Annotated in this window: 23 protein-coding genes; 5 read left to right on the top strand and 18 right to left on the bottom strand. The window is 54.4% G+C overall.

Translation table 11 applies throughout. The features are described from left to right. Positions 1 to 55: 55 nt before the first annotated feature. Both ftsA and ftsZ read left to right on the top strand, forming a co-directional pair. The gene (gene ftsA / locus AC52W5_RS03030) at positions 56 to 1,294 is read left to right on the top strand and encodes a cell division protein FtsA (RefSeq protein WP_495669938.1); all 1,239 of its coding nucleotides are present in this window, start codon (positions 56 to 58) and stop codon (positions 1,292 to 1,294) included. 146 nt (positions 1,295 to 1,440) lie between these two features. Then, positions 1,441 to 2,610: a cell division protein FtsZ gene (gene ftsZ / locus AC52W5_RS03035; protein WP_113066362.1), complete on the top strand. Its 1,170-nt coding sequence runs from the start codon at positions 1,441 to 1,443 to the stop codon at positions 2,608 to 2,610. A 424-nt stretch (positions 2,611 to 3,034) separates the two neighbouring features. On the opposite strand, the gene AC52W5_RS03040 is transcribed toward ftsZ, so the two are convergent. Beyond that, positions 3,035 to 3,487, bottom strand: coding sequence for a DciA family protein (locus tag AC52W5_RS03040; RefSeq protein ID WP_074975554.1), 453 nt, complete (start codon positions 3,485 to 3,487; stop codon positions 3,035 to 3,037). A 25-nt stretch (positions 3,488 to 3,512) separates the two neighbouring features. Between AC52W5_RS03040 and AC52W5_RS03045 the strand changes: the two genes are divergently transcribed. Together AC52W5_RS03045 and secA are read left to right on the top strand one after the other, a co-directional pair. Continuing rightward, positions 3,513 to 4,430, top strand: a complete 918-nt coding sequence (locus AC52W5_RS03045; RefSeq protein WP_495669927.1) for a M23 family metallopeptidase — start codon at positions 3,513 to 3,515, stop codon at positions 4,428 to 4,430. Between the two features lie 90 nt (positions 4,431 to 4,520). After that, positions 4,521 to 7,271 (top strand): preprotein translocase subunit SecA, encoded by a 2,751-nt coding sequence (secA, locus tag AC52W5_RS03050; protein ID WP_495669928.1) that lies wholly within the window; start codon positions 4,521 to 4,523, stop codon positions 7,269 to 7,271. Positions 7,272 to 7,607: 336 nt separating this feature from the next. Here the strand turns inward: secA and AC52W5_RS03055 are convergent, their stop codons facing one another. The 7 genes from AC52W5_RS03055 to AC52W5_RS03085 all read right to left on the bottom strand — a co-directional run bounded on the left by AC52W5_RS03055 (position 7,608) and on the right by AC52W5_RS03085 (position 14,362). Beyond that, complete coding sequence (locus AC52W5_RS03055; RefSeq protein ID WP_081363646.1) at positions 7,608 to 8,174, bottom strand: cytochrome P460 family protein; 567 nt, start codon at positions 8,172 to 8,174, stop codon at positions 7,608 to 7,610. Between the two features lie 202 nt (positions 8,175 to 8,376). Further along, positions 8,377 to 10,488 carry a M3 family metallopeptidase gene (locus AC52W5_RS03060; protein WP_495669929.1) on the bottom strand — a complete coding sequence of 704 codons (2,112 nt, stop codon included), beginning with the start codon at positions 10,486 to 10,488 and terminating at the stop codon, positions 8,377 to 8,379. 66 nt (positions 10,489 to 10,554) lie between these two features. Beyond that, positions 10,555 to 11,829, bottom strand: coding sequence for a dihydroorotase (locus tag AC52W5_RS03065; RefSeq protein ID WP_495669930.1), 1,275 nt, complete (start codon positions 11,827 to 11,829; stop codon positions 10,555 to 10,557). 5 nt (positions 11,830 to 11,834) lie between these two features. Beyond that, positions 11,835 to 12,785, bottom strand: a complete 951-nt coding sequence (locus AC52W5_RS03070) for an aspartate carbamoyltransferase catalytic subunit (protein WP_495669931.1) — start codon at positions 12,783 to 12,785, stop codon at positions 11,835 to 11,837. Then, complete coding sequence (pyrR, locus tag AC52W5_RS03075) at positions 12,778 to 13,287, bottom strand: bifunctional pyr operon transcriptional regulator/uracil phosphoribosyltransferase PyrR (RefSeq protein WP_074975560.1); 510 nt, start codon at positions 13,285 to 13,287, stop codon at positions 12,778 to 12,780. Before pyrR ends, AC52W5_RS03070 begins: the two co-directional genes overlap by 8 nt. Beyond that, the gene (gene ruvX, locus AC52W5_RS03080) at positions 13,274 to 13,729 is read right to left on the bottom strand and encodes a Holliday junction resolvase RuvX (RefSeq protein ID WP_074975561.1); all 456 of its coding nucleotides are present in this window, start codon (positions 13,727 to 13,729) and stop codon (positions 13,274 to 13,276) included. The genes pyrR and ruvX overlap by 14 nt, the downstream gene beginning before the upstream one ends. A gap of 72 nt (positions 13,730 to 13,801) precedes the next feature. Next, positions 13,802 to 14,362, bottom strand: a complete 561-nt coding sequence (locus AC52W5_RS03085; RefSeq protein WP_074975562.1) for a YqgE/AlgH family protein — start codon at positions 14,360 to 14,362, stop codon at positions 13,802 to 13,804. A gap of 204 nt (positions 14,363 to 14,566) precedes the next feature. Here AC52W5_RS03085 and AC52W5_RS03090 point away from each other — a divergent pair, with 204 nt between their 5' ends. Next, complete coding sequence (locus AC52W5_RS03090; RefSeq protein WP_074975563.1) at positions 14,567 to 15,031, top strand: sodium:proline symporter; 465 nt, start codon at positions 14,567 to 14,569, stop codon at positions 15,029 to 15,031. On the opposite strand, the gene AC52W5_RS03095 is transcribed toward AC52W5_RS03090, so the two are convergent. The 10 genes from AC52W5_RS03095 to AC52W5_RS03140 form a co-directional block, all read right to left on the bottom strand. Continuing rightward, positions 15,019 to 15,468 (bottom strand): hypothetical protein, encoded by a 450-nt coding sequence (locus tag AC52W5_RS03095; protein ID WP_074975564.1) that lies wholly within the window; start codon positions 15,466 to 15,468, stop codon positions 15,019 to 15,021. The genes AC52W5_RS03090 and AC52W5_RS03095 overlap by 13 nt on opposite strands. A gap of 565 nt (positions 15,469 to 16,033) precedes the next feature. Further along, a complete protein-coding gene (locus tag AC52W5_RS03100) occupies positions 16,034 to 16,522 on the bottom strand; it encodes a pilin (protein WP_074975565.1) in 489 nt (162 codons plus the stop codon). 55 nt (positions 16,523 to 16,577) lie between these two features. Beyond that, on the bottom strand, positions 16,578 to 17,003 hold the full coding sequence (locus tag AC52W5_RS03105) for a universal stress protein (protein WP_074975566.1): 426 nt from the start codon (positions 17,001 to 17,003) through the stop codon (positions 16,578 to 16,580). Between the two features lie 31 nt (positions 17,004 to 17,034). Next, positions 17,035 to 17,766 (bottom strand): TerC family protein, encoded by a 732-nt coding sequence (locus AC52W5_RS03110; protein WP_074975567.1) that lies wholly within the window; start codon positions 17,764 to 17,766, stop codon positions 17,035 to 17,037. Between the two features lie 46 nt (positions 17,767 to 17,812). Continuing rightward, positions 17,813 to 19,045: a patatin-like phospholipase family protein gene (locus AC52W5_RS03115; protein WP_495669932.1), complete on the bottom strand. Its 1,233-nt coding sequence runs from the start codon at positions 19,043 to 19,045 to the stop codon at positions 17,813 to 17,815. A 52-nt stretch (positions 19,046 to 19,097) separates the two neighbouring features. Further along, positions 19,098 to 20,486, bottom strand: a complete 1,389-nt coding sequence (gene fumC / locus AC52W5_RS03120; RefSeq protein ID WP_495669933.1) for a class II fumarate hydratase — start codon at positions 20,484 to 20,486, stop codon at positions 19,098 to 19,100. Between the two features lie 269 nt (positions 20,487 to 20,755). Then, positions 20,756 to 21,034: a hypothetical protein gene (locus tag AC52W5_RS03125; protein ID WP_112892522.1), complete on the bottom strand. Its 279-nt coding sequence runs from the start codon at positions 21,032 to 21,034 to the stop codon at positions 20,756 to 20,758. 327 nt (positions 21,035 to 21,361) lie between these two features. Beyond that, positions 21,362 to 22,588, bottom strand: coding sequence for a ribonucleotide-diphosphate reductase subunit beta (locus AC52W5_RS03130; protein ID WP_495669934.1), 1,227 nt, complete (start codon positions 22,586 to 22,588; stop codon positions 21,362 to 21,364). Between the two features lie 29 nt (positions 22,589 to 22,617). Next, positions 22,618 to 25,449: a ribonucleoside-diphosphate reductase subunit alpha gene (locus tag AC52W5_RS03135; protein ID WP_495669939.1), complete on the bottom strand. Its 2,832-nt coding sequence runs from the start codon at positions 25,447 to 25,449 to the stop codon at positions 22,618 to 22,620. Positions 25,450 to 25,931: 482 nt separating this feature from the next. Continuing rightward, positions 25,932 to 26,197: methane monooxygenase/ammonia monooxygenase subunit C (locus AC52W5_RS03140; protein WP_495669935.1), on the bottom strand; the 266-nt coding region annotated here is incomplete at its 5' end.

Consider the following 26,197-nt stretch of genomic DNA (forward strand, 5'->3'; position numbering starts at 1 on the left):
AGGCAGGATTTCCGGGAATCCCGTGGAGCGGGAGGAAGCAGGGATTGCAAGGCAAATGAATAGAGGCAGTGAAGCGAAAAATCTGGTTGTCGGCATTGATATCGGCACTTCGAAGATTGTGACTGTTGTCGCTGAAATGAAGCCCGAAGGCGGATATACAGTGATCGGTATGGGCAGTCATCCATCACGGGGCCTGAAGAAAGGCGTGGTCGTCAATATCGATGCAACCATGAATGCGATTCAACGCGCGCTGGAGGAGGCGGAGTTGATGGCGGACTGCAAGATCCGTGAGGTTTATACCGGTATCGCAGGCAGTCATATCAAAAGTTTCAATTCGCATGGCATGGTGCCTATCAGGAACAAGGAGGTGACGCGGCAGGATGTTGAGCGGGTGATGGAGACGGCAAAGGCCGTGAATATTCTGAACGACCAGCAGGTGCTCCATGTGCTCAACCAGGAATTCATCATAGACGAGCAAGAGGATGTTCTGGAACCGATTGGCATGAGCGGTGTGCGGCTCGAAGTCAAGGTTCATATCGTTACGGGTTCGGTATCGGCCGTCCAGAACATCCTCAAGTGTGTACGCGGCTGCGGGTTGGAAGTGCGCGACCTGGTGTTGCAGCCTCTTGCTTCCGCAATGGCCGTTCTATCGGAAGATGAGAAAGATCTTGGCGTTTGTCTGCTGGATATCGGCGGGGGTACGACCGATATTGCAGTATTTGCCCGGGGCGCCATCCGTCACACCGCGGTGATTCCGATTGCAGGAGATCAGATTACCAACGATATTGCGCTGGCCCTGCGTACTTCTCCAAGCGACGCCGAAGGCATCAAGTGCCGTCATGGATGCGCGCTCCGCAGCATGGCTGACCCGCACGAAATGGTGGAGGTGGCGGGAGTGGGCAATCGTGGGGTCCGCCATCTGTCAAGACAGACATTGGCGGAAGTCATCGAGCCGCGAGTGGAAGAACTCTACTCTCTGGTACAAGCTGAATTGCGCCGCAGCGGATTCGAAGAATTGCTGTCGTCAGGGATCGTGATCACGGGTGGCAGCAGTTCGCTGGAAGGGATGGTGGAGCTCGGTGAAGAAATATTCCACATGCCGGTGCGACTGGGATTGCCCAATTACCACGGCAGTCTGGAGGAAGTGGTGGTCACACCGAGATACTCCACCGGAATAGGCTTGATCCTCTCAGGGGTGGACCAGTTTCAACAGCACCAGCAAAGCAGGCTGGAAGGTAATTCATTCACGCGGATTCTGGACAGGATGAAAAGCTGGTTTCAGGTCAATTTCTGAGTTGCTGGCTGCGTGCGGGCATGGAAGGGGCATGGAAGAGCTCGAAAGCAGTACTTTGTACCTGGCAAGTGCATGTGCGAATTGCATACAGTCAGGATCTCAATGGGTAACGTTTATTGTTTGAACACATAAAAGGGAGGTGCGTGATGTTCCAAATCATGGATACACAAACACAGGAAGCTGTTATCAAGGTCATCGGCGTTGGCGGGTGCGGTGGTAATGCCGTAGATCACATGATGGAAAACGGTGTGCAAGGCGTCGACTTTATTTGCGCCAATACCGATTCGCAGGCGTTGAAGCGCAATCAGGCGCGTACCCTGGTGCAATTGGGGTCGACGATCACCAAGGGATTGGGGGCGGGGGCGGATCCAGAGATTGGACGGCATGCCGCCCTGGAGGACCGTGACCGCATTGCCGAGCTGATTGAAGGGGCGGACATGCTATTCATCACTGCGGGCATGGGCGGCGGAACTGGAACAGGCGCTGCGCCGGTAGTGGCTCAGGTTGCAAGGGAAATGGGAATTCTGACCGTCGCCGTAGTCACGAAACCTTTTGTATTTGAAGGCAGGCGCGTGAGAGCGGCCCAGGCAGGACTGGAAGCGCTTGCGCAATACGTTGATTCACTGATTGTGATTCCGAATGACAAGCTGATGGCGGTGCTGGGAGAAGACGTCAGCATGCTGGATGCATTCAAGGCAGCCAACAACGTATTGTATAGCGCCGTCGCCGGTATCGCCGAAGTGATCAATTGCCCGGGACTCGTCAATGTCGATTTCGCCGATGTGAAAACGGTGATGTCCGAAATGGGTATGGCAATGATGGGTTCGGCGATTGCCTGTGGTCCCGAGCGCGCTCAGGCCGCAGCCGAGCAGGCAGTTGCAAGTCCCTTGCTGGAGGATATCAATCTTGCCGGTGCCCGTGGAGTACTGGTAAATATCACCGCCAACGCCGCAATGAAGATGCGCGAAGTACATGATGTAATGAACACGATCAAGGACTTCACCGCCGAAGACGCTACCGTAATCGTCGGGACAGTCATTGACGACGACATGCATGATGATCTGCGTGTGACCGTGGTGGCGACCGGTCTGGGCGGAGTCGGCCTGGGAGGCGCTAATCGCGTCCCGCCCAAGCCCTTGAGCGTTGTCCACCCGCGCACCCCCATGGATAGTATCGACAGCATGAACTGGAAGGATTCGGAAGGTCCTGCTTCGATCCGCACGAACAGGCAGCGGGATGCAGCCGTCGAAGCGATGAAGCAGTCAGGGGTGGACATACTGGATATCCCTGCATTCCTGAGAAAACAGGCCGACTGAGGAAGCAGGCTGATCGAGCAACGGCTACCGGTTGTATCCGGTCTGGAGCGAGACTGGTCTGAGGTGAGATTCATCAGTAGCATTGGCTGCGCTGAATATCTTTTGCCTTCTGATCTACCTTGATTCCGGCTTAGAAGCGCAGAGGGGCGGAACAGCCTGTTATCGCTGGGAGTTTTTTCTTGCAGGTCGTCTCAGCAAACTGAGCGATCCGTTACTTCCTGCGATGGAGTATTCCCTCGCCTGGGTAGCATTCAGCGCAGCGCATGTTCATGCGCGGCGATTTGCTGATTTCCACCCTGATGGTTGGATACCCTTCCTTCTGCCTTTGTTCCCTTCCGATTTTGCTCCCCTTAGGTCGGCTCGCGGTTTTGTTCGGGTCTAGGGATAAAAATAGGGATCGAACAAGGCATCATCGCCTTTTCTCTCAGAGTCTCCTTTGCTGTTTTTCCAGCAGCGACTCCACCGCGGTTTTCAATGGTGAATCTCCCAGACCCGCAGCCAGGACATTCAAGCTCTTGATGCCTTCTTTATCTATTTGTCGTTTTCTGTCCGGGAAATCATTTCCGCGAATGTCGCGGTAATTTGCTTGCACAGCAATCCGAATTGCAGTAACCTCGTACCCGGCTGCCTGAAGCTTTAATAATAATGATGGCAGCATGTGCCTGAGTTTTGCGGCAATCGCACCGTTATCCGCGCAAATTGTCAGGCTTCCTTCAGAGAAGCCACCTAAAGCGCAGTGCTTGCCCAGGTTGGGCAGCATAATTTTCTTAAATGCCCTTTGCATCTCGGTTAACTTTTCCGCGTGATTGAATAACCGCTGATGCTCAGGCGTCAGCCTAAGGGTCCCAAGGTAGAAATCGATCTTGCGGGCAGTCATGGCTGAATCATGATTAGGGGAGAAGATGAATATTATTCTAATTTCCAATAATTCGGCAAAAGCAAAAACCCTGACTTTAACCGGTAAACACCTTACGCTCGTGGTTTCCGGGTTCTTTTTTGCTTCCATGCTGATGGCGATGGTACTCAACTATATATCCCTGCGATATGCAGACAAGATCGATAGCCCCACATTGAAATCCCTGGTTTTAAGCGCACAGCAGGAAGAGCACCAGAAAACGCAGTCCTATCTGCGCGACAGTCTCAACGCCATGGCGATCAAGATGGGCCAGATGCAGGCTCAGCTACTGCGGCTCGATTCCGTTGGGATGCGGCTGGCAGAGCTGGCCGGCATGAAGCCGCAGGAATACCTGTTCAACCAGAATCCGGGGCAGGGAGGTACGTTGTCTACACAGCAATTACAGGATATCTCATTTACCGAATTCAACAGTCAGATACAGGAGCTGGCGCGGACGCTGGATGATCGCACCGACAAACTCGACGCCCTGGATTCATTGCTGATGCAGGACAGGCTCAGGAAGAAGTTTCTTCCATCGGCAATGCCGGTAGAGGGAAAGGCGTACTCCTCCGGTTTTGGCTTGCGTATCGATCCTTTTTCCGGAAAGCGTCATTTTCATGAAGGTATCGACTTCATAATGCCTGCCGGCTCGCCCGTTCTCGCGGCAGCAGGGGGCGTGGTAGTGTATTCCGATTATCATCCTGAGTATGGTAATATGATTGATGTTGACCACGGCAACGACTTTGTCAGCCGCTATGCTCATGCCTCCAAGCGCTTGGTGAAGGTGGGCCAGGTAGTGGTGCGTGGACAGAAGATTGCGGAAGTGGGCAGCACAGGCCGCTCTACCGGTCCGCATCTTCACTTTGAAGTCAGGCATAGGGGCTCGCCGCAAAATCCGTCCCGGTTCCTGAAGATGCCGGGCTGAGCCGGGATAAATACTTTGCAGTGGGGGGTGAGGCCGAAAAAACCTCACCCCCTATTTTTTTGACGATCGCTTAATAGAAATAGAATTTTCATGCTCAACAATCTGCTCAAAAAAGTGTTCGGGAGCCGTAACGACAGGCTCATCAAACAGTATTCACAGACCGTAGCGGCGATCAATGCGCTGGAAGCGACGATTGCGGCGCTGAGCGATGCTGAGTTGCGTGGAAAGACCGAAGAGTTCAGGCAGCGCATCGGGGAAGGAGCCAATCTCGATATGCTGCTGCCGGAGGCATTTGCGGTCGTGCGCGAAGCAGGCAAGCGCGTGCTCGGAATGCGTCATTTCGATGTGCAGTTGATTGGCGGCATGGTGCTTCACGACGGCAGGATTGCCGAAATGCGGACAGGTGAAGGCAAGACACTGATGGCAACTTTGCCTGCTTACCTCAATGCCCTGGCGGGCAAGGGTGTGCACCTTGTCACCGTGAACGATTATCTGGCAAAGCGCGATGCCGAATGGATGGGGCGCATCTATCGATTCCTGGGGATCAGCGTAGGAGTGATTCTGTCCCAGATGGATCATGGCGACAAGCAGGCGGCTTACGCGGCCGATATAACCTATGGAACCAACAACGAATACGGATTCGATTACCTGCGCGACAATATGGTGAATCATTCGATCGAACGGGTACAGCGCCTGCTCAATTTTGCCATTGTCGACGAGGTCGACTCCATCCTGATCGACGAGGCACGTACTCCTTTGATCATTTCCGGGCAGGCGGAAGGCAACACGGATGTTTATGTGCGCATGAACACGCTGATTCCCAAACTGGTCCGTCAGGAAAACGAGGACAGTCCGGGGGATTTCAGCGTAGATGAAAAAGCTCAGCAGGTATTGTTGAGCGAATCAGGGTTCGAGCACGCGGAAAAACTGCTGGTCCAGAGCGGTTTGCTTCCCCCCGGAACAAGCCTGTACGATCCCGCGAATATCAGTCTCGTTCACCACCTTTATGCCGGTCTGCGTGCACACGCCTTGTTCCATCGGGACCAGCACTACGTAATTCAGAATGGCGAAGTCGTTATCGTCGATGAGTTTACCGGACGGCTCATGTCAGGCAGGCGTTGGTCCGAAGGCTTGCATCAGGCGGTGGAGGCAAAGGAAGGTGTTACCATCCAGAAGGAGAATCAGACGCTCGCCTCGATCACTTTCCAGAATTATTTCCGGATGTACGAGAAACTGGCAGGCATGACCGGCACTGCCGATACCGAAGCTTACGAATTCCAGCAGATTTACGGGCTGGAAACCGTGATCATTCCGACCCACCGTCCCATGATCCGTGTCGATCGGATGGACCAGGTATTCCGCACGATGGACGAAAAGCACCAGGCGATTATCGCGGACATCAAGGATTGCCAGGAGAGAGGTCAACCTGTTCTGGTGGGTACCACTTCGATTGAAAACAACGAACTGCTTTCCTCCCTGTTGACCCGCGAGAAATTGCCGCATCAGCTGCTGAACGCGAAGCAGCACGCGCGAGAGGCGGAAATCGTCGCCCAGGCGGGTCGTCCGAAAATGATCACCATCGCCACGAACATGGCCGGCCGGGGCACGGACATCGTGCTGGGCGGCAATCCCGAACCTGAATTCGAGCGCATCCGCTCCGATGAGACTCTGAGCGAATCAGAGAAAACAGAACGGATTGCGGAACTGCAACAGCAGTGGCAGACCCTTCATGATGAAGTGCTGGAAAAAGGAGGGTTGCATATCATCGGCACCGAACGCCATGAATCGCGTCGGGTAGATAATCAGTTGCGTGGCCGTTCCGGTCGTCAGGGAGATGCTGGTTCCAGCCGGTTTTATCTATCGTTGGAGGATGCGCTGCTGCGCATTTTTGCATCCGACCGCGTAGCAAGCATCATGCAGCGGCTCAACATGCCGCAGGGAGAAGCCATTGAACATCCCTGGGTGACGCGCGCAATCGAGAACGCGCAACGCAAGGTGGAGGCGCGCAACTTCGACATACGCAAGCAACTGCTGGAGTACGATGATGTGGCCAATGATCAGCGCAAAGTCATCTATCAGCAACGCAATGAACTGCTTGAGTCGGAAGATATTACCGAAACGACAACTGCGATGCGGGCGGACATGCTGCGCAATCTCATCGCACTCCATGTGCCGCCGCAAAGTATCGAGGAGGAATGGGACATTCCAGGACTGGAGAAGGCGCTGGCCGCCGAGTATTACCTGCCCCTGCCCTTGCGGGAATGGCTCGAAAAGGAACCGGACTTACATGAGGATAGCCTTCATCAGCGCATCATAGAGGCGGCGAATGCGCTCTACTCCGGCAAGGTGGAGCAGGTGGGAGCGGCTATCATGCATCAGTATGAGCGCGCGGTCATGCTGCAAAGTCTTGACATTCACTGGCGCGAGCATCTCGCCTCACTGGATCACCTGCGCCAGGGAATTCATTTGCGCGGATATGCGCAGAAAAATCCCAAGCAGGAATATAAGCGCGAGGCTTTTGAACTCTTCACGTCCATGCTCGAAGAAATCAAGGCGGAAGTCACCAAGACCCTCATGGCGGTGCAGATCAGAAGTGAGCAACAGGTGGAAGCCGTGGCGGAAACCCACCACGCGCCAGTCAATGTGCAGTACCATCACGCTGCTTTTGAAGAAGCGCTGGGTGAAGAAAGGAGTCCCGAGAGTGGGGAAGATATCGAAGTCCAGGAGCGTTCGCAGAAACATCAGCCGTTCGTCCGCCAGGGAGAAAAGATTGGACGTAACGACCCATGTCCCTGCGGCTCAGGAAAGAAATATAAACAGTGTCATGGCAAGCTGAATTAATCTCTCCCGTTTACCTGTGCAGTTCCGTCCATTTGGGGATGTAATGGCGCAGCGCAAAGAACATTCCCGTTCCGGTAACGTCTATGGCGTCCGGCGATAAAGCTGAGGGGAGCGATGTTGACATCGGCCTCTCCGCCTAATGGGATGGCCGGAAAGAAAAGGAACTGGCAGAAACGAAGCCCAGCAGGATAGCAGGATGTAATCAGATTGCCTTGAGTGAAACCCTGGTCCTGGTTTTGCCGCCGAGAGGCGGCTCGGCGGCAGGATTCAATGGTTGCTTCCTGAAACAGCTTCAATACGCAGCTTTATGCGCGGTTTCAATACGTCGATGCCGCATCAGCTTGCCCGCTTCTGGAAATACTCGTCGTAGCGGAAAATATAATCCTTGTCTTTCAAAGGCAGGTGACACCCGCGGCAGGTATTGAGATCATCGGGCGCTTTTGTTTTGCCGTCCGCCATATACATTGAATATACCCAGTCTCCATTCCTGAGGTCCGTTGGCGCGCTCTCCCCCCAACCGGCTCCTTTCGCCATCACGCCGATCTTCTGCAATTCCCCTTTGACGAGCTTGCCATCCGGTCCTCTGAGCGGCGTTCCGTCAGCCGCCTCGCCTGCCTTGTAGATTTCCATCACCGTAATGGTTCCATCAGGGAAGGCCTCCCCCATCTTGGTCCCGTGCCCAGTAGGATTGATATAGATTTCCCGGACTTGCTTATTGTCCGGACGCTGTACTTCAGATAGAAACTTGGGCCAGCTTTTATAGTTATCCGGCAGCGGCAGCTCACCGTCACTATATTTCTGCGCCTGCTCCTCCACTTTCGGAGCGGGCGGTTTTTGCGCGCAACCCGCTAATGCTATTGTCAGCATCATTGCCGTAATGACTTCCCGTGTCACACCTTTCATCTGGTTTTCTCCTATAGTCGAGACCGTTGAATTACTTATGGTTTTCACTTTCTTGGGTTCAAAGGGCTGAATTGGAGTCGTTTTCCCACAATTCGCAGGTTGCAACCGGTATAGGGGGAAGCATGAGCCCCATATTCCTGGATTCCGAATTCATGCAGGATAGGTTGATTTAAGCTTCATTGCCCTCTTTTTCTCAAGCGTGTCATGCAGGCGCTGGCGCCATGCCATTATGCCGCAGGAGCGCATTTATTTCTGGCTCGCGTCCCCGAAATGCAATAAAAGATTCCAATGCCGGCCGGCTTCCACCTACTGCGAGAATTTCTTTCCAGAAGCGTAATCCGGTTTCAGAATTGACAACGGTTCCTGCGGGATTTTCCTCGAACATGCTGTATGCATCCGCGGACAACACTTCCGCCCATTTGTAACTGTAATATCCGGCGGCATAGCCTCCCCCGAAAATATGCGAGAAACTGTTGGGAAAGCGGTTGAATCCGGGAGGGATGATGACGGCAACCTGCTCGCGGACTTCATCGAGCAGTTGCTGCGCGGTTTTTTGGCCATACGGGTCGAAATCGAAATGCAAATGCATATCGAACAATGCAAACTCGAGTTGCCTGAGCATCTGCAGGCCGCTCTGGAAGTTCTTCCCCGCCAGCATCTTGTCGAACAGTTCACGCGGCATGGACGCGCCCGTATCCACGTGCCTTGCCATCCTGCTGATTACCTCCCATTCCCAGCAGAAGTTTTCCATGAACTGGCTGGGCAGTTCCACCGCATCCCATTCCACGCCATGGATGCCAGATACGCCGAGGTCGTCTACCCGGGTTAGCAGGTGATGGAGGCCATGTCCGAATTCATGAAACAGGGTAATGACCTCATCATGAGTGAACAGGGCAGGGCGAACTTTCTCTCCATGAGAGACAGGTCCGGAAAAATTACAGTTGAGGTATGCGACAGGCGCTTGAACCGCGTATTCCCGATTGTCCGCGCTCCCAACATACCGGCGGCGGCTGATCGCATCATCCATCCAGCCTCCTCCCCGCTTGCCGGGTCGTGCGTAGAGATCGAGATAGAACCGGCCGATGAGCTTTCCCTCACTGTCGGCTATATTGAACAGTTTGGCATCCGGATGCCAGAGTTGAATCGTGGTTGCTTCCACCGGAGTGATGTTGATGCCATAAAGATTCCCTACCAGACCAAACATGCCCGGCAGCACGCTCGTTTCCGGGAAATATTGCTTTACTTCCTGTTCTGAGAAGGCATAACGCTCGAGGCGCAGCTTTTCGCTGACGTACGCCAGATCCCACGCTTCAAGGGTATCCAGTTGTAGCTTGTCGGCTGCAAACTGGCGCAACTCCTTCAGGTCGCGTTCGGCATAGGGCTTGGCCTTGTCGGCGAGCTCGCCAAGAAAGTCCAACACCTGGGCCGGAGTAGACGCCATCTTCGTCGCCAGCGATACTTCGGCATAGCATTCGAATCCGAGCAACTGCGATTCTTCCTTGCGCAGTTCAAGTATTCGGGCAATGAGTGGAGTGTTATCCAGATTGCCCGTATCCTCGAGTGGAAGGGCGGCTGTGCCCAGTTCGCTGGCACGGGTGGAGTAGGCGCGGTACATTTTTTCACGCAGCTCCCTGTTGTCCGCGTATTGCATAAGAGGCAGATACGAAGGCGCGCGCAAGGTGAACTTCCAGCCAGTCGCATTATCTCTTTCCGCAACTTCTCTCGCTGCTTGCAATACATCATCAGGAATACCGGAAAGCTCACCGGCGTCCTCCACGTGCAATACAAACGCGTTGGTGGCGTCTAGGAGATTGTCGTTGAAGCGGGAGCCCAGCGCTGACAGCTCTTCCTGAATCTGGAGGAAGCGCGCTTTCTTCTCGGCAGACAGTTCTGCCCCGCCCAGCCGGAAGTCCCGCAACTCATTCTCGATGACCTTTTTCCGGGCGGTGCTCAGTCCTTCGAATTCCCTGCTGCCGCGCAATTCCTTGAATTTTTCGAACAGCGCCTGATCCTGGGCCAGCTCCGCATAATACTGCGTGACAAGAGGCAGGTTGGCATTATAAGCCTCGCGCAGTTCCGGTGTGTTTACCACGGCATTCAGATGGGATACCTGCCCCCACGCACGGGAGAGCCGTTCGTTGGCATCCGCCATGGGTTGAACGAAGTTGTCCCAGGTCGGCAAGTCGGTATCCTGCCGTATTCGCCCAATGAGGGCACGATTGTCACCCAGCAATTGACTTACAGCCGGTGTGATATGTTCGGTACGAATCTCGGCAAAGCGCGGCAATCCGGAAAAATCGAGCAAAGGGTTCATTGATGGAAATTCAGTCAGTCAGTTTGAAAGAAGAGAACTCGAAAATACATGTCCGTGTTGCGGCGCCTAGTCCGCGTAAACAACATTTCCATTGATCAGCGTGTACTTTACCTTGCCTTGCAGCTCCCAGCCCAGGAACGGCGTGTTCTTGCCCTGGCTTTTGAGTGTCGAGGCTTCAATCATCCAGTAATGATCAGGGTCGAAAATACACAAATCGGCATCGCCGCCGGGCGTAAGATGGCCGGCTTCCACCCCAAGGATGCGGGCAGGTTCTCCCGTGATCCTCGATAACGCGGCTACCAGGGGCAGCTTCGTTTCCGTCGCCCATTTCAGCGTAAGCGGCAGCAGCAATTCAAGGCCGGTTGCGCCGGCCTCCGCCTCTGCGAAGGGCAGCAGCTTTGCATCCTCGTCCACGGGGGCGTGGTCGGAGCATATGGCATCTATAGTGCCATCCAGCAGTCCTGCGCGCAAGGCGTCGCGGTCTCCCAGACTTCTCAACGGCGGTACCAGATGACAGTTGGAATCGAAGAAGCCAATATCCATTTCGGACAGGTGGACATGATTGGCCGCCACGTCGCAGGTAATCGGCAACCCCTGCTTCCGGGCTGCGCGTGTCATGGCCACACCTTCCGCGCTGGAGATCCGGCACAAGTGCACCCTGGCGCCCGTTTCTTTTGCCATCAGGATGATGTGGGACAGGGCCACAGTTTCGGCGCAGACGGGAATGGCGGCCAGGCCAAGGCGCGTCGCCACTTCCCCATCGTGGGCAACCCCGCCATCAGCGAGATTTACATCCTGGGGACGCAACCACAGGCAAAACCCGAAGGTGGATGCATACTGCATCGCCTGCATGAGCACCCGGTTGTTGGGAAGCGGCCTGTCCGACTGGCCGAATGCGACACACCCCGCGCTGTGCAGTTCAGCCATCTCAGTCAGCCATTCACCTCTCAGTCCACGGGTAAGCGCTCCAATGGGATAAACACGCGTCTGATTGCGGCCCCTTGCGCGATATTTCAGCATTTCCACCAGTCCGGGCTCGTCCAGCACAGGATCGGTATCGGGGGGGCATGCCAGGCTTGTAACGCCTCCCGCCACCGCAGCTCCCATTTCTGATTCAAGCGTCGCCTTGTATTCCAGGCCGGGTTCCCGTAGCCGGGCCGAGAGGTCCACAAGTCCGGGACACACGATCAATCCTTGGGCGTTTATTTCCCGACGTGCTTCAAAGCCGGGCGGGACGGCGCCGAGAGAGGCGATTTTGCCGGCCCGGATGTAAATATCCGTTACGCGATCGAAGCTGTTTTTCGGGTCAATGACACGACCATTTCGGATGGCGATATTCATGGCTTTCAGCTTCCAGCCAGAATGGACATTACCGCCATGCGCACTGCGATGCCGAATGTTACCTGGGGTAGGATTACAGATTGCTTTCCATCGGCTACGACCGAATCGATTTCAACCCCGCGGTTCATGGGTCCGGGATGCAGAACGATTGCATCCGGCTTCGCCAGCGCCAGTTTCTCGGGAGTGAGCCCGTAATATTTGAAGTATTCTTCAGTGCTCGGAAGACGTGCGCTGAGCATGCGTTCGTTCTGCAGACGAAGCATCATCAGCACATCGACGTCCTTCAGTCCTTTTGCCATATCATGATAAACATGCACGCCCAGACGTTCGACCTTGGCGGGCAGTAATGTCTTGGGTGCGATGACGCGTACTTCCGGTACCCCGAGCGTCGTCAACGCATGAATCTGCGAGCGGGCCACCCGGGAATGAAGAATGTCGCCCACTATGGCGACGCGCAGGTTACGAAAGTCGCGCTTGCAGCGACGAATGGTAAACATGTCAAGCAGCGCCTGCGTGGGATGCGCGTGCCGTCCATCCCCGGCATTGATGACGTGAATTTCAGAGCGGACATGCTGCGCAATGAGGTGCGCAGCCCCGCTCTGAGCGTGCCTCACCACGAACATATCGGCATGCATGGCGGAAAGATTGTTCACCGTGTCCAGCAGTGTCTCTCCTTTGGACTGGGACGACACCGCAATGTTGAGATTGATGACATCGGCAGACAACCGTTTTGCAGCAATTTCAAAGGTCGTGCGTGTACGCGTACTGGGTTCGAAGAACAGGTTGAATATGGATTTTCCGCGCAACAACGGCACTTTCTTGACGTCACGTTCCGTGACTCCGACGAACGGCTCGGCAGTATCGAGAATATTCAGGAGAATGGAAGCAGGCAGCCCTTCGGTAGTCAGAAGGTGTTGCAGTTGACCATTTTTATTCAGCTGCGGATTGTTACTCATTGCCCTGGTGCTTGTCATACAGGCTCAGGCCCAGCTTTCCATCCGCTTTTTTTTCCAGGGCCAGCATTTTTGCAGGGGGCACCTCCAGGGTCGTGCCAATGTATTGAGCAGCAATGGGAAGCTCTCTCCCGCCCCTGTCTATCAGCGCAGCCAGGCGAATGCTTGCCGGCCGCCCGTAATCGAACAGTTCGTTGATGGCAGCCCGGATCGTTCGTCCTGTATAAAGCACATCATCCACGAGAATGATGTGGCTTCCTTCCACTTTGAACGGGATGTCCGAAGGTCTGATCTGGGGATGCAGGCCGATCTGTCCAAAGTCGTCACGATAGAAGGAGACATCGAGCACTCCCAGGGGGAGCGCCAGTTGCAGATCCTTATGCAGCCTTTCCGCAAGCCATACTCCGCCGGTATGAATTCCCACGACTGCGGTATCACTGGAAATGCCTTGCCGGATCCGGGCAGTCAGCACAGCCAGCAGGTCTTCCGCTTCAGGTAATTGCATTTCGTTTGTCAAAATAAGATTGCAATATCAGTTGAGCCGCGATCTGATCCAACACCTGTTTCTGTCTCCTGCCTCTGACACTCGCTTCGTCCAGTGCTGCGCTGGCGCTGATCGAGGTATAACGCTCATCCTCCAGGACAGTGCAAATGCCAAACCGGGCCTGAAGGCGATGCGCAAAGCGGCGGCTTCGACGGGTAAGCTCGTGCTCTGCACCGTCCGCATGAACCGGCAGTCCAACCACCAGCAAAACAGGCTCCCACTCCTTGATTAACCGGGCGATGCTTCTCAAGCATTCCTCCTTATTCTCGTTGGATATGGTAACAAGAGGATGAGCCAATCCCAATTCCAGATTCCCGATCGCGACGCCGATCCGTTTTTCGCCGAAATCGAAAGCCAACGCTGTGCCGGCGCGCGGCTGACTCGCTTTTTCAGCTTCCTCCATATCGAGTATCTGATCCGTCAGCTCTGCCTGTAATGGCTGAAGTATTGCTCCTTCGTTGAATGGGCGATACTTTCAGGCATGGCCCACTTCATCCGACAGACTCGAAAAGTCCACTCCAAGCAACTGCATCGCAGCTGTCAAACGTTCTTCTGCAGGTAACTCAAAAATGATGGCGGGGGATGCAGGCACCGTCAGCCAGGCATTCTGCGATAATTCGTGCTCTATCTGGCCCGGCGCCCACCCGGAATAGCCTAGCGCGACCAGGAGTTGCCTGGGGCTCTCGCCGTTTGCTATCGCCCGTAAAATATCGAGGGAGGTGGTAAGCCCTACATCGTCATTCACTGCCATGGTCGATTGCCATTTACCCACGGGTTGGTGGAGGACGAAGCCACGATCGAGTTGGATCGGACCGCCGAACATGATTGGAAATCTTCGCGTCAATTGGTCATCGGAAGAAATATCAAGCTGATCCAACAGGTCCTTCAAGGTGAGATCGATCGGCCGGTTCACCACCAGGCCCAGTGCGCCCTGGTCACTATGCTCGCAGATATAGGTCAGCGTCTTCGCAAAGAAGGGATCTGTCATGGCCGGCATGGCGATGAGGAAATGATGGGTCAGGTCGACACTTTGCATGAGGTGAATGATTATGCGATTACCATCTCGTGGGATTGTATTCCGGCGTGGGCTGGCGGCTGCCTGTCCGTTTCATGCTCACCCGTAAAAGGGCCCTCCGGCCCCCGAACTTGTAGGGTAAGGTTTTCGGAACTTTACTATCATTGTAAAACGAATACGTTTTTCAGTGGTGGAACTGTGAAGAACCTTTTCTCCCTACCGTAAATGCCTATCAATCCTGGCGCGGCAGTTGCTGCCGGAATCATCGCCGGTGTCATTGCCACCGGCGCTCAGCTTGTTCTCTGGTGGGTATTCACTGATGCACTCCCCTCCATTTTTTACCGGGATGCGCGGCTGACTGCGGCAATGCTAATGGGTCCTGATGTCCTCCCGCCGCCCGCCACATTCGAGTGGAAAGTCATGATCGTCGCAACCTTTATTCATTTCATGCTTTCCATTGCGTATGGCCTGATTCTGGCGCCCCTCATTTCCCGTCCTGGCATAGTGGCTTCCATGCTGGCAGGCGCTGTCTTCGGGTTGATCATCTATGCAACGAATATGTACGGAATGACCCTGATTTTTCCCTGGTTCTCCGTAGCACGGGACTGGATCACCCTGGCTACCCATATCGTATTCGGAATCTCGCTGGCCGTGCCTTACAAATTATTGTCCAGGCCTCATTCCGCATAACGCAAAAGGTTTGAGACAAGCTGGTGAAAAGTTTTTTTCGGGTCTGATTCCCTGCCCGGGTTCGTTTCCGCGGCAATACATTTGTCATCGGTAATCTCATTGCGGCAGAACTCATAGTAATTATCCCAATCCCTGTTATACGCCGGGATATCCTGCTGCCGCACACTCGATCTGAAGTCCTCGATGATTTCATGCATGACCGGCAAGCGTGCCCGCAGATAAGTATCGATACTTCTCGGCCAGTTGGTAGGTTCGGGATACAGGCCAGAGAGGGTGGATAAAATGGCCGAGCGGAATTCTTCAGCAGCCTCCGTCCGCCGTCTGCGGGTGAACATTTCATAAATACCGGCCACTACAATTCCCGCGCCCAGCAAAACCAGGGGCCACATAGGTACGTGAGTAAAGTATGCTGATATTTGATCGCTAAATTCGTTCATGTATTTTTCCGGTTATCTTGTTGCTATAGAACGTACCAAAACGTGGGGTGTATCACCTTTTTTTTCTTCCGGGTTCCGGGAGCGAGCCTGGCCGGATATGCCAGTGCTCAGAGAGGGGGCAGCGTAGTGAGCCCGGAAAAAGTATGACTCTGCCCTAAAATAGAGCACGACTATTCGACGATTATATGCTTTGGAAGGTGGGGGTCAATGCTCCATGACACGATTTTCCGGCAGCAGCTTTGCCTGCTCTTCTGGATAACCGACAATGCGGCCGAATGTCACAGATGAAAGCTCCCGTGAGTCCCCGGATCTGGAAAGATTAACGAAGGGTGAATTTGACAGGGAAGCACTATTCAGCTGCTGGTGGTCGAAGCGCCCTTGCAACGTAATTTCAGGATGTCGTAATTTCAGGATGTAAAGGATAAAGGACCTGTAACTGGGAGCAAATCAACCTTCTCACGAACTATTGGACCAGGCTTATAACCCCTGATGGGTGGCGAAGCGGCCGAAGCGGCAGAAGGGAAAGGGCCGCGGCGGACCGCAAATCCTCTTTTTCGGGTCCCTCCTATTTGCAGGATGAGGGTCGATGCTGGGGCAGGACAGTACCCGGGACAAGGTCGGGCACCCCGGAGGCAGGATCGGTATTATCATTGCAGAACCATTCCTTGCCGTTTGTTGTCGCCAGAACTAGTGTTCTACCGGATCCTCCCATCACCAGACCCGGACTCACTCCGGTACTCTTGAATTTTGCTATTACCTCAAAACCTTTTTCCCGAGATTCCGGTGTGAGGCTCTCAACATACTTTCCGATCCGTGTGGGCACCAGATTGTCGAACTCTTCGGGGGTAGGCCATCTTCCCTTATCCGAATAAAACCTGGCAACAGGAGATTTAACGCTGTCGAGAAGATCGACCGCTTCGGTTACCTGTTCGCGGGCCTGGGAATCCTCATAGAGCCGAAATGCAGGTGGGATAGCGATCGTCGCCAGAATGCCAATGAGGGCAATTATCATCATTGACTCGATCAAGGTTAAGCCCTTCTGATCCTGCTTCATTCTAAAAAAGCTCCTTCTTGGTTAAACGCATTACATCCCCTGATATCTGCCATTCCTATTTGATCAGGAGCACCGGAATCTTCGAAAGCTGTATGATTCTGCTCGCAACCGAACCCAGCAATATTCCTTTCACCGTTCCAAGTCCACGCGGGCCAAGCACGATCTGATCGAAATTCATTTCTTCCGCATAACGCAGAATGATGTTCGGCGGGTTTCCAGAAGAGACGTGGAACCGATAACTGATACCGGCCTGATCAAGCAAAGCCCGTGCGGATGACAGCTCTTTCGCGCCTTCCTCCTGGTAATACAGATCTATGCTCTTCTTGTCTATGAACATCGGCACGTTGCCGCGCAGTGGGAACTGTACGTTCAACAAATGTACTTCCGGCATTTCCCTGTATGAGGGAACCAGCTTGATGAACTGCCCGACTGCGTTGTCCGAGGCCGCTGAACCATCTACCGGCAACAAGAGTTTCAGCATGTTTTCTCTCCCATCAGCAGTTAAATTGCCGCTACGAGCGCGGTTTGTCGTTTATATCGTCCATCAGGTCGACAATCGCGGCTCTTCTTACCCCGGTCCTGTTCCCAAGCCATTTGCCGATGACCACGATCAGTAGAGCGCCGCCGGCGGGTGCAACCCAGTGCAGAAAAGCCGCGTTGTTATCTACCCATTCCCTGCTGACCGCGTCGGTAGTGCTCATGCCCCCTGCGATCCAGCCAAGCAGGCCCGCACCGATGAAGATAGTGACGGGAAATTTCTCCATGAGTCTCATTACCAGCTTACTGCCCCAAACGATGATGGGCACACTCACCGCCAAGCCAAAGATCACCAGAACGACACTGTCCCTGGCGGCTCCGGCAATGGCAATCACATTATCCAGGCTCATCATGGCGTCGGCGATAATGATGGTTTTAATCGCGCCCAGCAGGGTTGCGCTTGCGCTGATCTCATGTCCGTTCCCTTCCGGCTCGGGTTGAAGCAACTTGATGCCGATCCACAATAGCAGCAGTGCCGCCACGATTTTCAGGAATGGAATTGCCATCAAGGTGAAGGCGAAGTAGATCAGCACGACCCGCAGCGCAATGGCGCCGAACACTCCCCAGAAAATACCGAGATTTCGCTGCTTTTCGGGAAGTCGCCGGCATGCAAGCGCGATAACCACGGCATTATCGCCTCCCAGAATGATATCAATGGCGATAATCTGGAGTACGGCAATCCAGAATTGCGGACTGGCAAGGTCCATAAGAAGTCTCTGAAAAATAGGGAATCAGGTGAAGCGACCAGGGCGTTCAGCCTGTCCCCGGAACTGGATTGCGGATTATACCAGTGTCGGATAAATCTGCTTGTATCGGTCCATTGATTGGCGCTGCATTGAGGAACCGCAAGAGTTCGGCTTTGCGCGGCAGTGTATCCTGATAGCCGAGATCGATGAGGGCGCGACAGAAGGGTTCTTCAAACAGAACATAGCTCAGGAGAGACGAGCCATCGCGTCTCATTGCGCCGATGGCCCGGTAAAAAAGCCGGATAGTATGCGGCAGGGTGGCAGCGTGATGCTGTGCAATTTCAGTGAATTCGACACTGGGGGAAATGACCATGTGCTGAATCTGGCGCAGCGGCATGTCGTGATTCTTCATGTTTTCTTCAGGAATCATGCGTAGGGTCCGGTTGATGCGCTGCAACCGTTCTAGATCGACATAAAGGTTGTCGAGAAAAATACTGCTCATGATATGCCCACCGATCTGCGCGAGCGTGGGATAGCTGTCTACCTTGACACGCTCAGGCTGTGTTTCCTCTATCTTGCGCACGCCAATCACCAGCACGCGGTCCGCCCCGAGATGCAGCGCAGGACTCAACGGTGCAAGCTGGCGCATTGAACCGTCTCCAAAGTATTCGCGGTTGAGCCGTACGGCCGGAAAAAGAAGTGGAATGGCGGAAGAGGCCAGCAGGTGCTCAATTTCGATAGGTACAGCGACACCGATACGGCGTTCCCGCTTCCATGGCCGTATGGTATCCGCCCCCTGATAGAATGTCACCGATTGTCCACTGGTATAGCCCCAGGCGGTAATACCGAGAGCATGCAAGGCGCCTGTGTCGATACTCTTCTGAATGCCTTGAAGCGGCAGGCTGTTTTTCAGCAGTTGCGCAAGCGGCGAGTTGTCGAGCAGCGAGGTCGCACCCTGCTTTCCCAAGCTGGCAAACAGGAGAGATGCGAGCCAGCGTAATGCATTTCCGTATACGCCGAGAGGGTCGGTCCGGTAGGCCTGGTTGACTTGCGCGTTTTCCCATACCGCTGACAGTCGTTGTACACCCTCATGAAAGTTGCGGGCGGAGATAGCGAGAACCGCGGCATTGAATGCGCCAGCGGACGTGCCGCAAATCACGGGGAAGGGATTGCGCGTTCTCTTCGGCAGCATCGTGGCGATAGCCTGCAGAACGCCTACCTGATAGGCCGCGCGCGCGCCTCCCCCAGTCAGGACAAGGCCTACCTTCGGCGCCCGTGAGGATGACGGGAGCAAGCTCATTCACCGGAATGGCAGAGGCCACGGGAGCAGCAGCATTTATTCAACCCGAGGATCATTGTGGCTGAATCATGTCTTCCGGTCTTATCCAATCCCGGAATTGATCGAGGGTAATGTAGCCGGTTGCAACGGCTGCCTGTTCCAGCATAGTGCCTTCGCGATGCGCCTTCTTCGCGATTTCAGCTGCCTTGTCGTAGCCGATGTGAGGTGCGAGTGCAGTTACCAGCATCAGGGATTTGCGCAGCAATTCGTCTATGCGATCGATGTTTGCGGTGATTCCGGTCGCGCAATGCTCGTTGAAGCTTATCATACCATCCCCCAGCAGGCGCACGCTCTGCAGGAAATTATGGATGATAAGCGGTTTCATGACGTTGAGCTCGAAGTTCCCCATGGCGCCGCCCATATTGATGGCGACATCATTGCCCATCACCTGACAGCACAGCATGGTAAGCGCCTCTGACTGAGTCGGATTGACTTTGCCGGGCATGATGGAGCTGCCCGGCTCATTTTCGGGAATTTTCAGTTCGCCGATTCCACAGCGCGGACCCGATGCAAGCCAGCGGATATCATTGGCGATTTTCATGAGCGAGGCTGCCAGGGTCTTGAGCGCACCGTGGGCATGGACGAGCGCATCATTGGCAGCGAGGGCCTCGAACTTGTTGGGAGCTGTCACAAACGGCAAGCCGGTCAATCTTGCCAATTCCGCTGCGACCCGCACCGCAAACTCAGGATGAGTGTTCAGCCCGGTGCCAACCGCTGTCCCTCCCAGGGCCAGTTCATATATATGGGGAAGCGCTGTCTCGATGTGCTCCAGCCCGTGGTCGAGTTGAGAAACATAGCCCGAGAATTCCTGCCCCAAGGTGAGGGGAGTAGCATCCTGCAAATGGGTGCGCCCGATTTTGACAATGCCTGAAAATGCTTCCGCTTTGGTGGCCAGCGTATGCCGCAACGCGGCAATGGCAGGCTTCAACTGATGATGGAGGGAGCGGGCGGCTGCCACATGCATGGCAGAGGGAAACACATCATTGGATGACTGCCCCTTGTTTACATCGTCGTTGGGATGAATCCTGCAATCCGGCCCTCTTCCGCCCCCCAGCAGTTCAGAAGCGCGGTTTGCCAGCACTTCGTTCATATTCATGTTGGTCTGGGTTCCGGAGCCGGTCTGCCACACGACCAGCGGAAATTCCGCATCATGATTACCTGCGACCACCTCATCCGCAGCCTGGATGATGGCAGTAGCACGCTCGTCATCCAGGACACCCAGATCACGATTTATGGCAGCCGCCGCACGCTTCACCAGTGCCAGCGCGTGAAGCAGCGCAGGCGGCATGCGCTCGCCCGAAATTCTGAAATTCTGCAAGGAACGCTGGGTCTGCGCGCCCCAAAGCGCATGCGCAGGCACCTGTACTGAGCCCATCGTATCCCGTTCATCACGGTAATTCATATCAGCCTTGGATCAAGGAAAGACAGGAGGGCATATAAGAAATACCTGAGCGCACGTATTCACCAGCTCAGGGAGGAAATAAAAGCAGTCAGGAAGGGAGACTGCGGAGAGGCCGTATGTTTGACACAGGCGCACTGAGATTCAGCGGGTATTGCTGCAAAGATTGAAAACTGAGTCAGCGAAGGTTTATTCGTACTTATTCTGAAGAAGAGCACGTCAAATCGCCTGGGCATAATGCGATGAGACGTGCCAGATCAATTATGTACTGATCAGTTTTCGAGCCGGAAGGACCCTTCGCCGGGTTGACCGGTTTCAGGATCGATCCAGTCGGATATGCCAATCTCGTCCTCTGCCTGCTCCAGGGTTTCTCCCGGTTCATAGTCCGAGTCGGCGTTGTACTCCATATCCTGGATGGCTTCAAGTAAGGTGGGGAAGGGACCGAATACCCTGTCACTCTCTTTTTCGTCATGCCAATAAAAACCATCGGGCCGTTCAACAATGCGCGTGGTGTCGTAGTCGCGGGACCCTTGTGGAATTGTACGAGCCATTGCCACCTCCATCAGATAGAGATTCGAATGAAATTCAATGTTAACCTCGTCCTTAAAATTTTACCAGCGCAAATAATCAGTGTATGGAAAACGTATTGATGCCACGCATCCTCGCGCGCAGGCCTTAAGTGCTGGCAAACAGGCGGGCAAACATTTCCTATGGGGGGATTGCGGGAAACCGGGGTGCGATGTGGCAGACGATGCCCTCGGGGTTGAGGCTTGCTACAGGCGACGCTAAAACCCGAAATGCGAAGAGTTTTTTCAGCGGGGGTAGGGCAGGCAGGCCCTTCGTGACGCGCCTGCTCCCCTCCCTATTATTCTAGGTGTTCAGTCCCAGTTCAACACCCCGCCCGTTTGATACTCGGTAACGCGTGTTTCAAAAAAATTCTTTTCCTTTTTCAGGTCGATCATTTCAGACATCCAGGGGAAGGGATTGCTGGCTCCCGGATAGAGAATGTCCAGACCTATCTGCTGGCAGCGGCGGTTGGCGATATAGCGCAGGTATTCCTTGAACATGGGCGCGTTCAACCCCAGAACGCCACGCGGCATGGTGTCCTCGGCATAACGGTATTCCAGTTCCACCGCTTTTTGCATCAGCGCACTGATTTCGCTGCGAAATTCCTTGGTCCACAAATGCGGGTCTTCCATTTTGATCTGATTCACGACATCGATGCCGAAATTGCAGTGCATGGATTCATCCCGCAGGATGTATTGATACTGCTCGGCTGAGCCCGTCATCTTATTCTGCCTTCCCAGCGCCAGGACCTGTATGAAACCCACATAAAAGAACAGGCCTTCCATGATGCAGGCGAATACGATCAGGCTTTTCAGCAGTTTCTGATCCGCTTCGAGCGTGCCCGTCCTGAATGCCGGATCAGTTAGCGTATCGATAAAGGGAATCAGAAATTCATCCTTCTCGCGAATGGATTTTACTTCGTGATAGGCGTTGAAAATCTCGCCTTCGTCCAGTCCCAGCGATTCGACGATGTACTGATAGGCATGCGTATGAATCGCTTCTTCAAAGGCCTGCCGTAACAGGTATTGGCGGCATTCCGGATTGGTGATGTGCCGGTAAGTGCCGAGTACGATGTTATTGGCGGCAAGCGAATCCGCGGTAACGAAGAAGCCGAGGTTGCGCTTGACTATCCGCCGCTCATCCTCGGTCAGTCCGTTCGGATCTTTCCAGAGAGCGATATCGCGGCTCATGTTGATTTCCTGAGGCATCCAATGGTTGGCACAGGCCGCCAGATACTTCTCCCACGCCCATTTGTACTTGAAAGGCACCAGCTGGTTGACATCCGCCTTGCAATTGATGATGCGCTTGTCTTCCACCGACACGCGCCGATGGATGTCCTCTGTGGAATAGTCCTTTTCTCCCATGCCATTCCCTGCATGCGACCCAGCCACATCGCTCACGCCACCTTCTGCCTTGGTCCCGTTCGTATCGGCAAGGTGGCTCGCTGCTTGAGCACCCGCCTCGGTTCCGTCAAGCAATCCCGGATCGCCGTTTCTCCGCGGCGCCGATGGCATGATTTCATCCTCGAATATCAACATATCTTTCTCCTAACATTACATTTTAATTGTTATTGGCATGATTCACATTCCGGATCATCGATGGAACAGAACGACACATCTGTCGCCGGCGCTGCCGCACTCATGGCTGGCAGGCTCCCTTCTGCGGGCACCGCATTCAAGGAGCCCGCCTGGACTGTAGATTTTTCTGCCGATGTTGCTCCGAGCGAGCGCAGATAGTAGGTCGTCTTCAAGCCACGCAACCAGGCCAGTTTGTAGGTTTCATCCAGCTTCTTGCCGGAGACGCTCCCAATATAGATATTCAGGGACTGGGATTGATCTATCCATTTTTGCCTGCGCGCTGCCGCTTCGATCAACCACTGGGGTTCTACCTCGAAGGCAGTGGCATAAAGCCTGCGGAGATCGGTTGGTACGCGATCTATCTTGCCCAGGGCTCCATCGAAATACTTGATATCAGAAATCATGACCTCGTCCCATAGCCCAAGCTTTTTCAGGTCGCTTACCAGATACTGGTTGGCAATGGTGAATTCTCCCGACAAATTGGATTTGACGTAAAGATTCTTGAAGGTTGGCTCGATGCTGGCTGAAACGCCGACAATGTTCGAAATGGTCGCGGTGGGCGCTATTGCCAGACAGTTGGAGTTACGCATGCCATGGTTTCTGATGCGTTCGCGCAGCGCTTCCCAGTCCAGCGTCGCTGATCTGTCCGCTTCGATGTATCCGCCGCGTTCATTCTGCAGCAGGTCGAGCGTATCCTGAGGCAGAATGCCCCGATCCCACAGACTGCCGCGATAGGAAGCATAACGTCCCCGCTCTTCGGCCAGTTCAGTCGAGGCCCAATAGGCATGGTAGGCCATCGCTTCCATGGTACGGTCCGCAAATTCCACCGCTTCGTCCGAAGCGTAGGGAATGCGCATCCTGTGCAGGCAATCCTGGAAACCCATGATACCCAGCCCGACAGGCCGGTGCCTGAGATTGGAGTTGCGTGCCTTGGCCACGGCATAGAAATTGATATCGATCACATTGTCGAGCATGCGCATGGCGAGGCTGACAGTACGCTTGAGCTTGTCGGCGTCAAGCTTCCCGTCATCATCGATGTGGGCTGCCAGATTGATCGAACCGAGGTTGCATACCGCGATTTCCTGATCATTGGTATTCAGCGTTATCTCGGTGCAGAGATTGGAACTGTGCACCACGCCGATATGGTTTTGCGGCGAGCGGATGTTGCAGGCATCCTTGAAGGTGATCCATGGGTGCCCGGTTTCAAACAGCATGCTCAGCATTTTGCGCCATAACTGCACCGCGGGTATCGTCTTGTACAAGCCGAGTTCGCCGCGCGCGACTTTATCCTCATAGGCGAGATAAGCCTGCTCAAATGCCTTGCCATACTTCTCATGCAGATCGGGCACATCCGAAGGTGAAAAGAGCGTCCATTCGCCCCCTTCCATTACCCGTTTCATGAACAGGTCGGGAACCCATGTGGCGGTATTCATATCATGTGTGCGCCGGCGATCGTCCCCGGTATTCTTGCGCAGTTCGAGAAACTCCTCGATGTCCAGATGCCAGGATTCGAGGTACGCACAAACGGCGCCCTTGCGTTTGCCGCCCTGGTTTACCGCCACGGCCGTGTCGGATACCACCTTGAGAAAGGGGACTACGCCTTGGGATTTGCCGTTGGTGCCCTTGATATGCGATCCCATTGCCCGCACACGCGTCCAATCATTGCCCAGTCCTCCGGCATACTTGGCAAGCAATGCGTTTTCCTTGATTCCCTCGTAAATACCATCCAGATCGTCCGGCACTGTCGTGAGATAACACGAAGACAATTGCGAGCGGCGCGTACCGGAATTAAACAGGGTGGGTGTGGAGCTCATGAAATCAAAGTTAGACAGCACATGGTAGAACTCTATCGCCCGTGCTTCACGATCGATTTCGTTCAATGCAAGCCCCATCGCCACCCGCATGAAAAATGCCTGCGGCAATTCGATACGGTGCTCCTGTATATGCAGAAAATAACGGTCATACAAGGTTTGCAAACCGAGATAGCCAAATTTAAGATCGCGCTCCACATGGAGGGCTTTTGCCAGGCGGGGCAGGTCAAACTGCGTCAGCCGCTCATCCAGCAGTTCGGCCTCGATTCCACGCTTTATGAAGGCAGGGAAATATTCCATATAGCGTTCAGCCATTTCCCTTTGTACGATTTCCTCGCCCAGTACCTCGAAGCGGAGCGAGTGCAGCAGCAATCGCGCCGTAACGTAGCTGTAGGCCGGCTCTTTTTCCAGCAACGCCCGTGCTGACAGGATTACCGATTTCCTTACTTCCTCCATCGGCACTCCATCATACAAATCCTTGAGCGTGGCTTTAAGTATCAGCGCGGGATCGACCGCTTCACCCAGCCCTTCGCAGCAGGACCCGATCAGGGTCAACAGTCTCGCGGTATCGAGCGGAACCCTGCGTCCATCCTCGAGCACGTTCAAGACGTTGCCTGTCACCTCGGCTGCACCCGCTTCCTTTTGCTGCGCCCGCTTGCGCGCGCGATCCTCGCGGTACAGCACATAGGCCCGCGCCACATCGTGCTCGCCCGAGCGCATCAATGCGAGTTCCACCTGATCCTGGATGTCCTCGATATGAAAGGTTCCACCCGAGGGCTGACGGCGCATCAAGGCGTTCACTACATCTTCGGTCAGGCGCGCCACCACTTCGCGTACCCTGGCCGAAGCAGCCCCTTGGCTGCCCTCGACCGCGAGAAACGCTTTCGTCATGGCAATGGAAATCTTGTTCGGCTCGAAGCCGGCCACTGAGCCATTGCGACGAATGATCTTGTATTGGGAATAGCGCAGATCATGGCCGGGAGGGTTCGAAGAAAATTCGTAGCCTGCCATTGCCGGCCGGGACGTTTGATCTGTGGAAAGCTGCATGCTGGATGCTCCTCATTTGTAAGGGAAATGTGCCGAATCCCTGGGTAAAACCTTATATTTTGGGTGTTGTGGAAATGCTGTGGAAAACCTGTGGACTACTATATATAGTAGTGCATGAGAGTGTGCTCAACTATCTCTAGTGTCCTAGGATCAATAGTCCTATATTTTCTGAGAGGTGTCAAAAGTTATTTTTGGGGTTTTTAAGGCTATGATTTTCAGGACTTTGACGACCATATCCGGAAGGTGATGTGCACGGAAACTGAGGCAATCCAGGGTGAAAAGCCGGACTTGATGCCGAGAGGTGTAGAGCTGATTTCCCTGGAGGAGGACCGGAAGAGAAGCGCCAGAGGCCTTCCGGTAATGCTGTTCTTGTCAAAAAACCCCATCCCTGTGAAAGCGGATGGGGTGTGCTACGCTGTTACGATCTGGACTTGAAACCTCGTCCTTTAGACAACGTTATCCAGGATCAGCCGGCTTTGCCTGTTCCACTGCACGTCCATGAGGTTGGAGAACCGTGTAATCACCTGGATGGCAACGCCACCGGAGAACAGGGCTGCCCAGGCCAGCACCACGAAGCCCCAGTGCAGCGGCGCGCTGAAGAGTTCCTCCATGAACCAGAAGGCGTGCCCCCACTCATTGAGGCCAACGTTCGGAAGGCTCATCAGCGGGCCGGCGATGGCCATCAGCAGCGGAAACGAAGTTCCCTTGTTGT

Source organism: Nitrosospira sp. CT, from assembly GCF_059489795.1.

Coding starts and splice junctions, on each gene's coding strand:
- ftsA (WP_495669938.1), top strand. CDS start 56: ATGAATAGAGGCAGTGAAGCGAAAAATCTGGTTGTCGGCATTGATATC.
- pyrR (WP_074975560.1), bottom strand. CDS start 13,287: ATGCAATTACCTGAAGCGGAAGACCTGCTGGCTGTGCTGACTGCCCGG.
- fumC (WP_495669933.1), bottom strand. CDS start 20,486: ATGAATTACCGTGATGAACGGGATACGATGGGCTCAGTACAGGTGCCT.
- AC52W5_RS03045 (WP_495669927.1), top strand. CDS start 3,513: ATGAATATTATTCTAATTTCCAATAATTCGGCAAAAGCAAAAACCCTG.
- AC52W5_RS03070 (WP_495669931.1), bottom strand. CDS start 12,785: ATGAGTAACAATCCGCAGCTGAATAAAAATGGTCAACTGCAACACCTT.
- ftsZ (WP_113066362.1), top strand. CDS start 1,441: ATGTTCCAAATCATGGATACACAAACACAGGAAGCTGTTATCAAGGTC.
- AC52W5_RS03060 (WP_495669929.1), bottom strand. CDS start 10,488: ATGAACCCTTTGCTCGATTTTTCCGGATTGCCGCGCTTTGCCGAGATT.
- AC52W5_RS03085 (WP_074975562.1), bottom strand. CDS start 14,362: ATGCAAAGTGTCGACCTGACCCATCATTTCCTCATCGCCATGCCGGCC.
- AC52W5_RS03100 (WP_074975565.1), bottom strand. CDS start 16,522: ATGAAGCAGGATCAGAAGGGCTTAACCTTGATCGAGTCAATGATGATA.
- AC52W5_RS03125 (WP_112892522.1), bottom strand. CDS start 21,034: ATGGCTCGTACAATTCCACAAGGGTCCCGCGACTACGACACCACGCGC.
- AC52W5_RS03065 (WP_495669930.1), bottom strand. CDS start 11,829: ATGAATATCGCCATCCGAAATGGTCGTGTCATTGACCCGAAAAACAGC.
- AC52W5_RS03090 (WP_074975563.1), top strand. CDS start 14,567: ATGCCTATCAATCCTGGCGCGGCAGTTGCTGCCGGAATCATCGCCGGT.
- AC52W5_RS03135 (WP_495669939.1), bottom strand. CDS start 25,449: ATGGCAGGCTACGAATTTTCTTCGAACCCTCCCGGCCATGATCTGCGC.
- AC52W5_RS03130 (WP_495669934.1), bottom strand. CDS start 22,588: ATGTTGATATTCGAGGATGAAATCATGCCATCGGCGCCGCGGAGAAAC.
- AC52W5_RS03110 (WP_074975567.1), bottom strand. CDS start 17,766: ATGGACCTTGCCAGTCCGCAATTCTGGATTGCCGTACTCCAGATTATC.
- AC52W5_RS03105 (WP_074975566.1), bottom strand. CDS start 17,003: ATGCTGAAACTCTTGTTGCCGGTAGATGGTTCAGCGGCCTCGGACAAC.
- AC52W5_RS03055 (WP_081363646.1), bottom strand. CDS start 8,174: ATGAAAGGTGTGACACGGGAAGTCATTACGGCAATGATGCTGACAATA.
- secA (WP_495669928.1), top strand. CDS start 4,521: ATGCTCAACAATCTGCTCAAAAAAGTGTTCGGGAGCCGTAACGACAGG.
- AC52W5_RS03115 (WP_495669932.1), bottom strand. CDS start 19,045: ATGAGCTTGCTCCCGTCATCCTCACGGGCGCCGAAGGTAGGCCTTGTC.
- AC52W5_RS03095 (WP_074975564.1), bottom strand. CDS start 15,468: ATGAACGAATTTAGCGATCAAATATCAGCATACTTTACTCACGTACCT.
- ruvX (WP_074975561.1), bottom strand. CDS start 13,729: ATGGAGGAAGCTGAAAAAGCGAGTCAGCCGCGCGCCGGCACAGCGTTG.
- AC52W5_RS03040 (WP_074975554.1), bottom strand. CDS start 3,487: ATGACTGCCCGCAAGATCGATTTCTACCTTGGGACCCTTAGGCTGACG.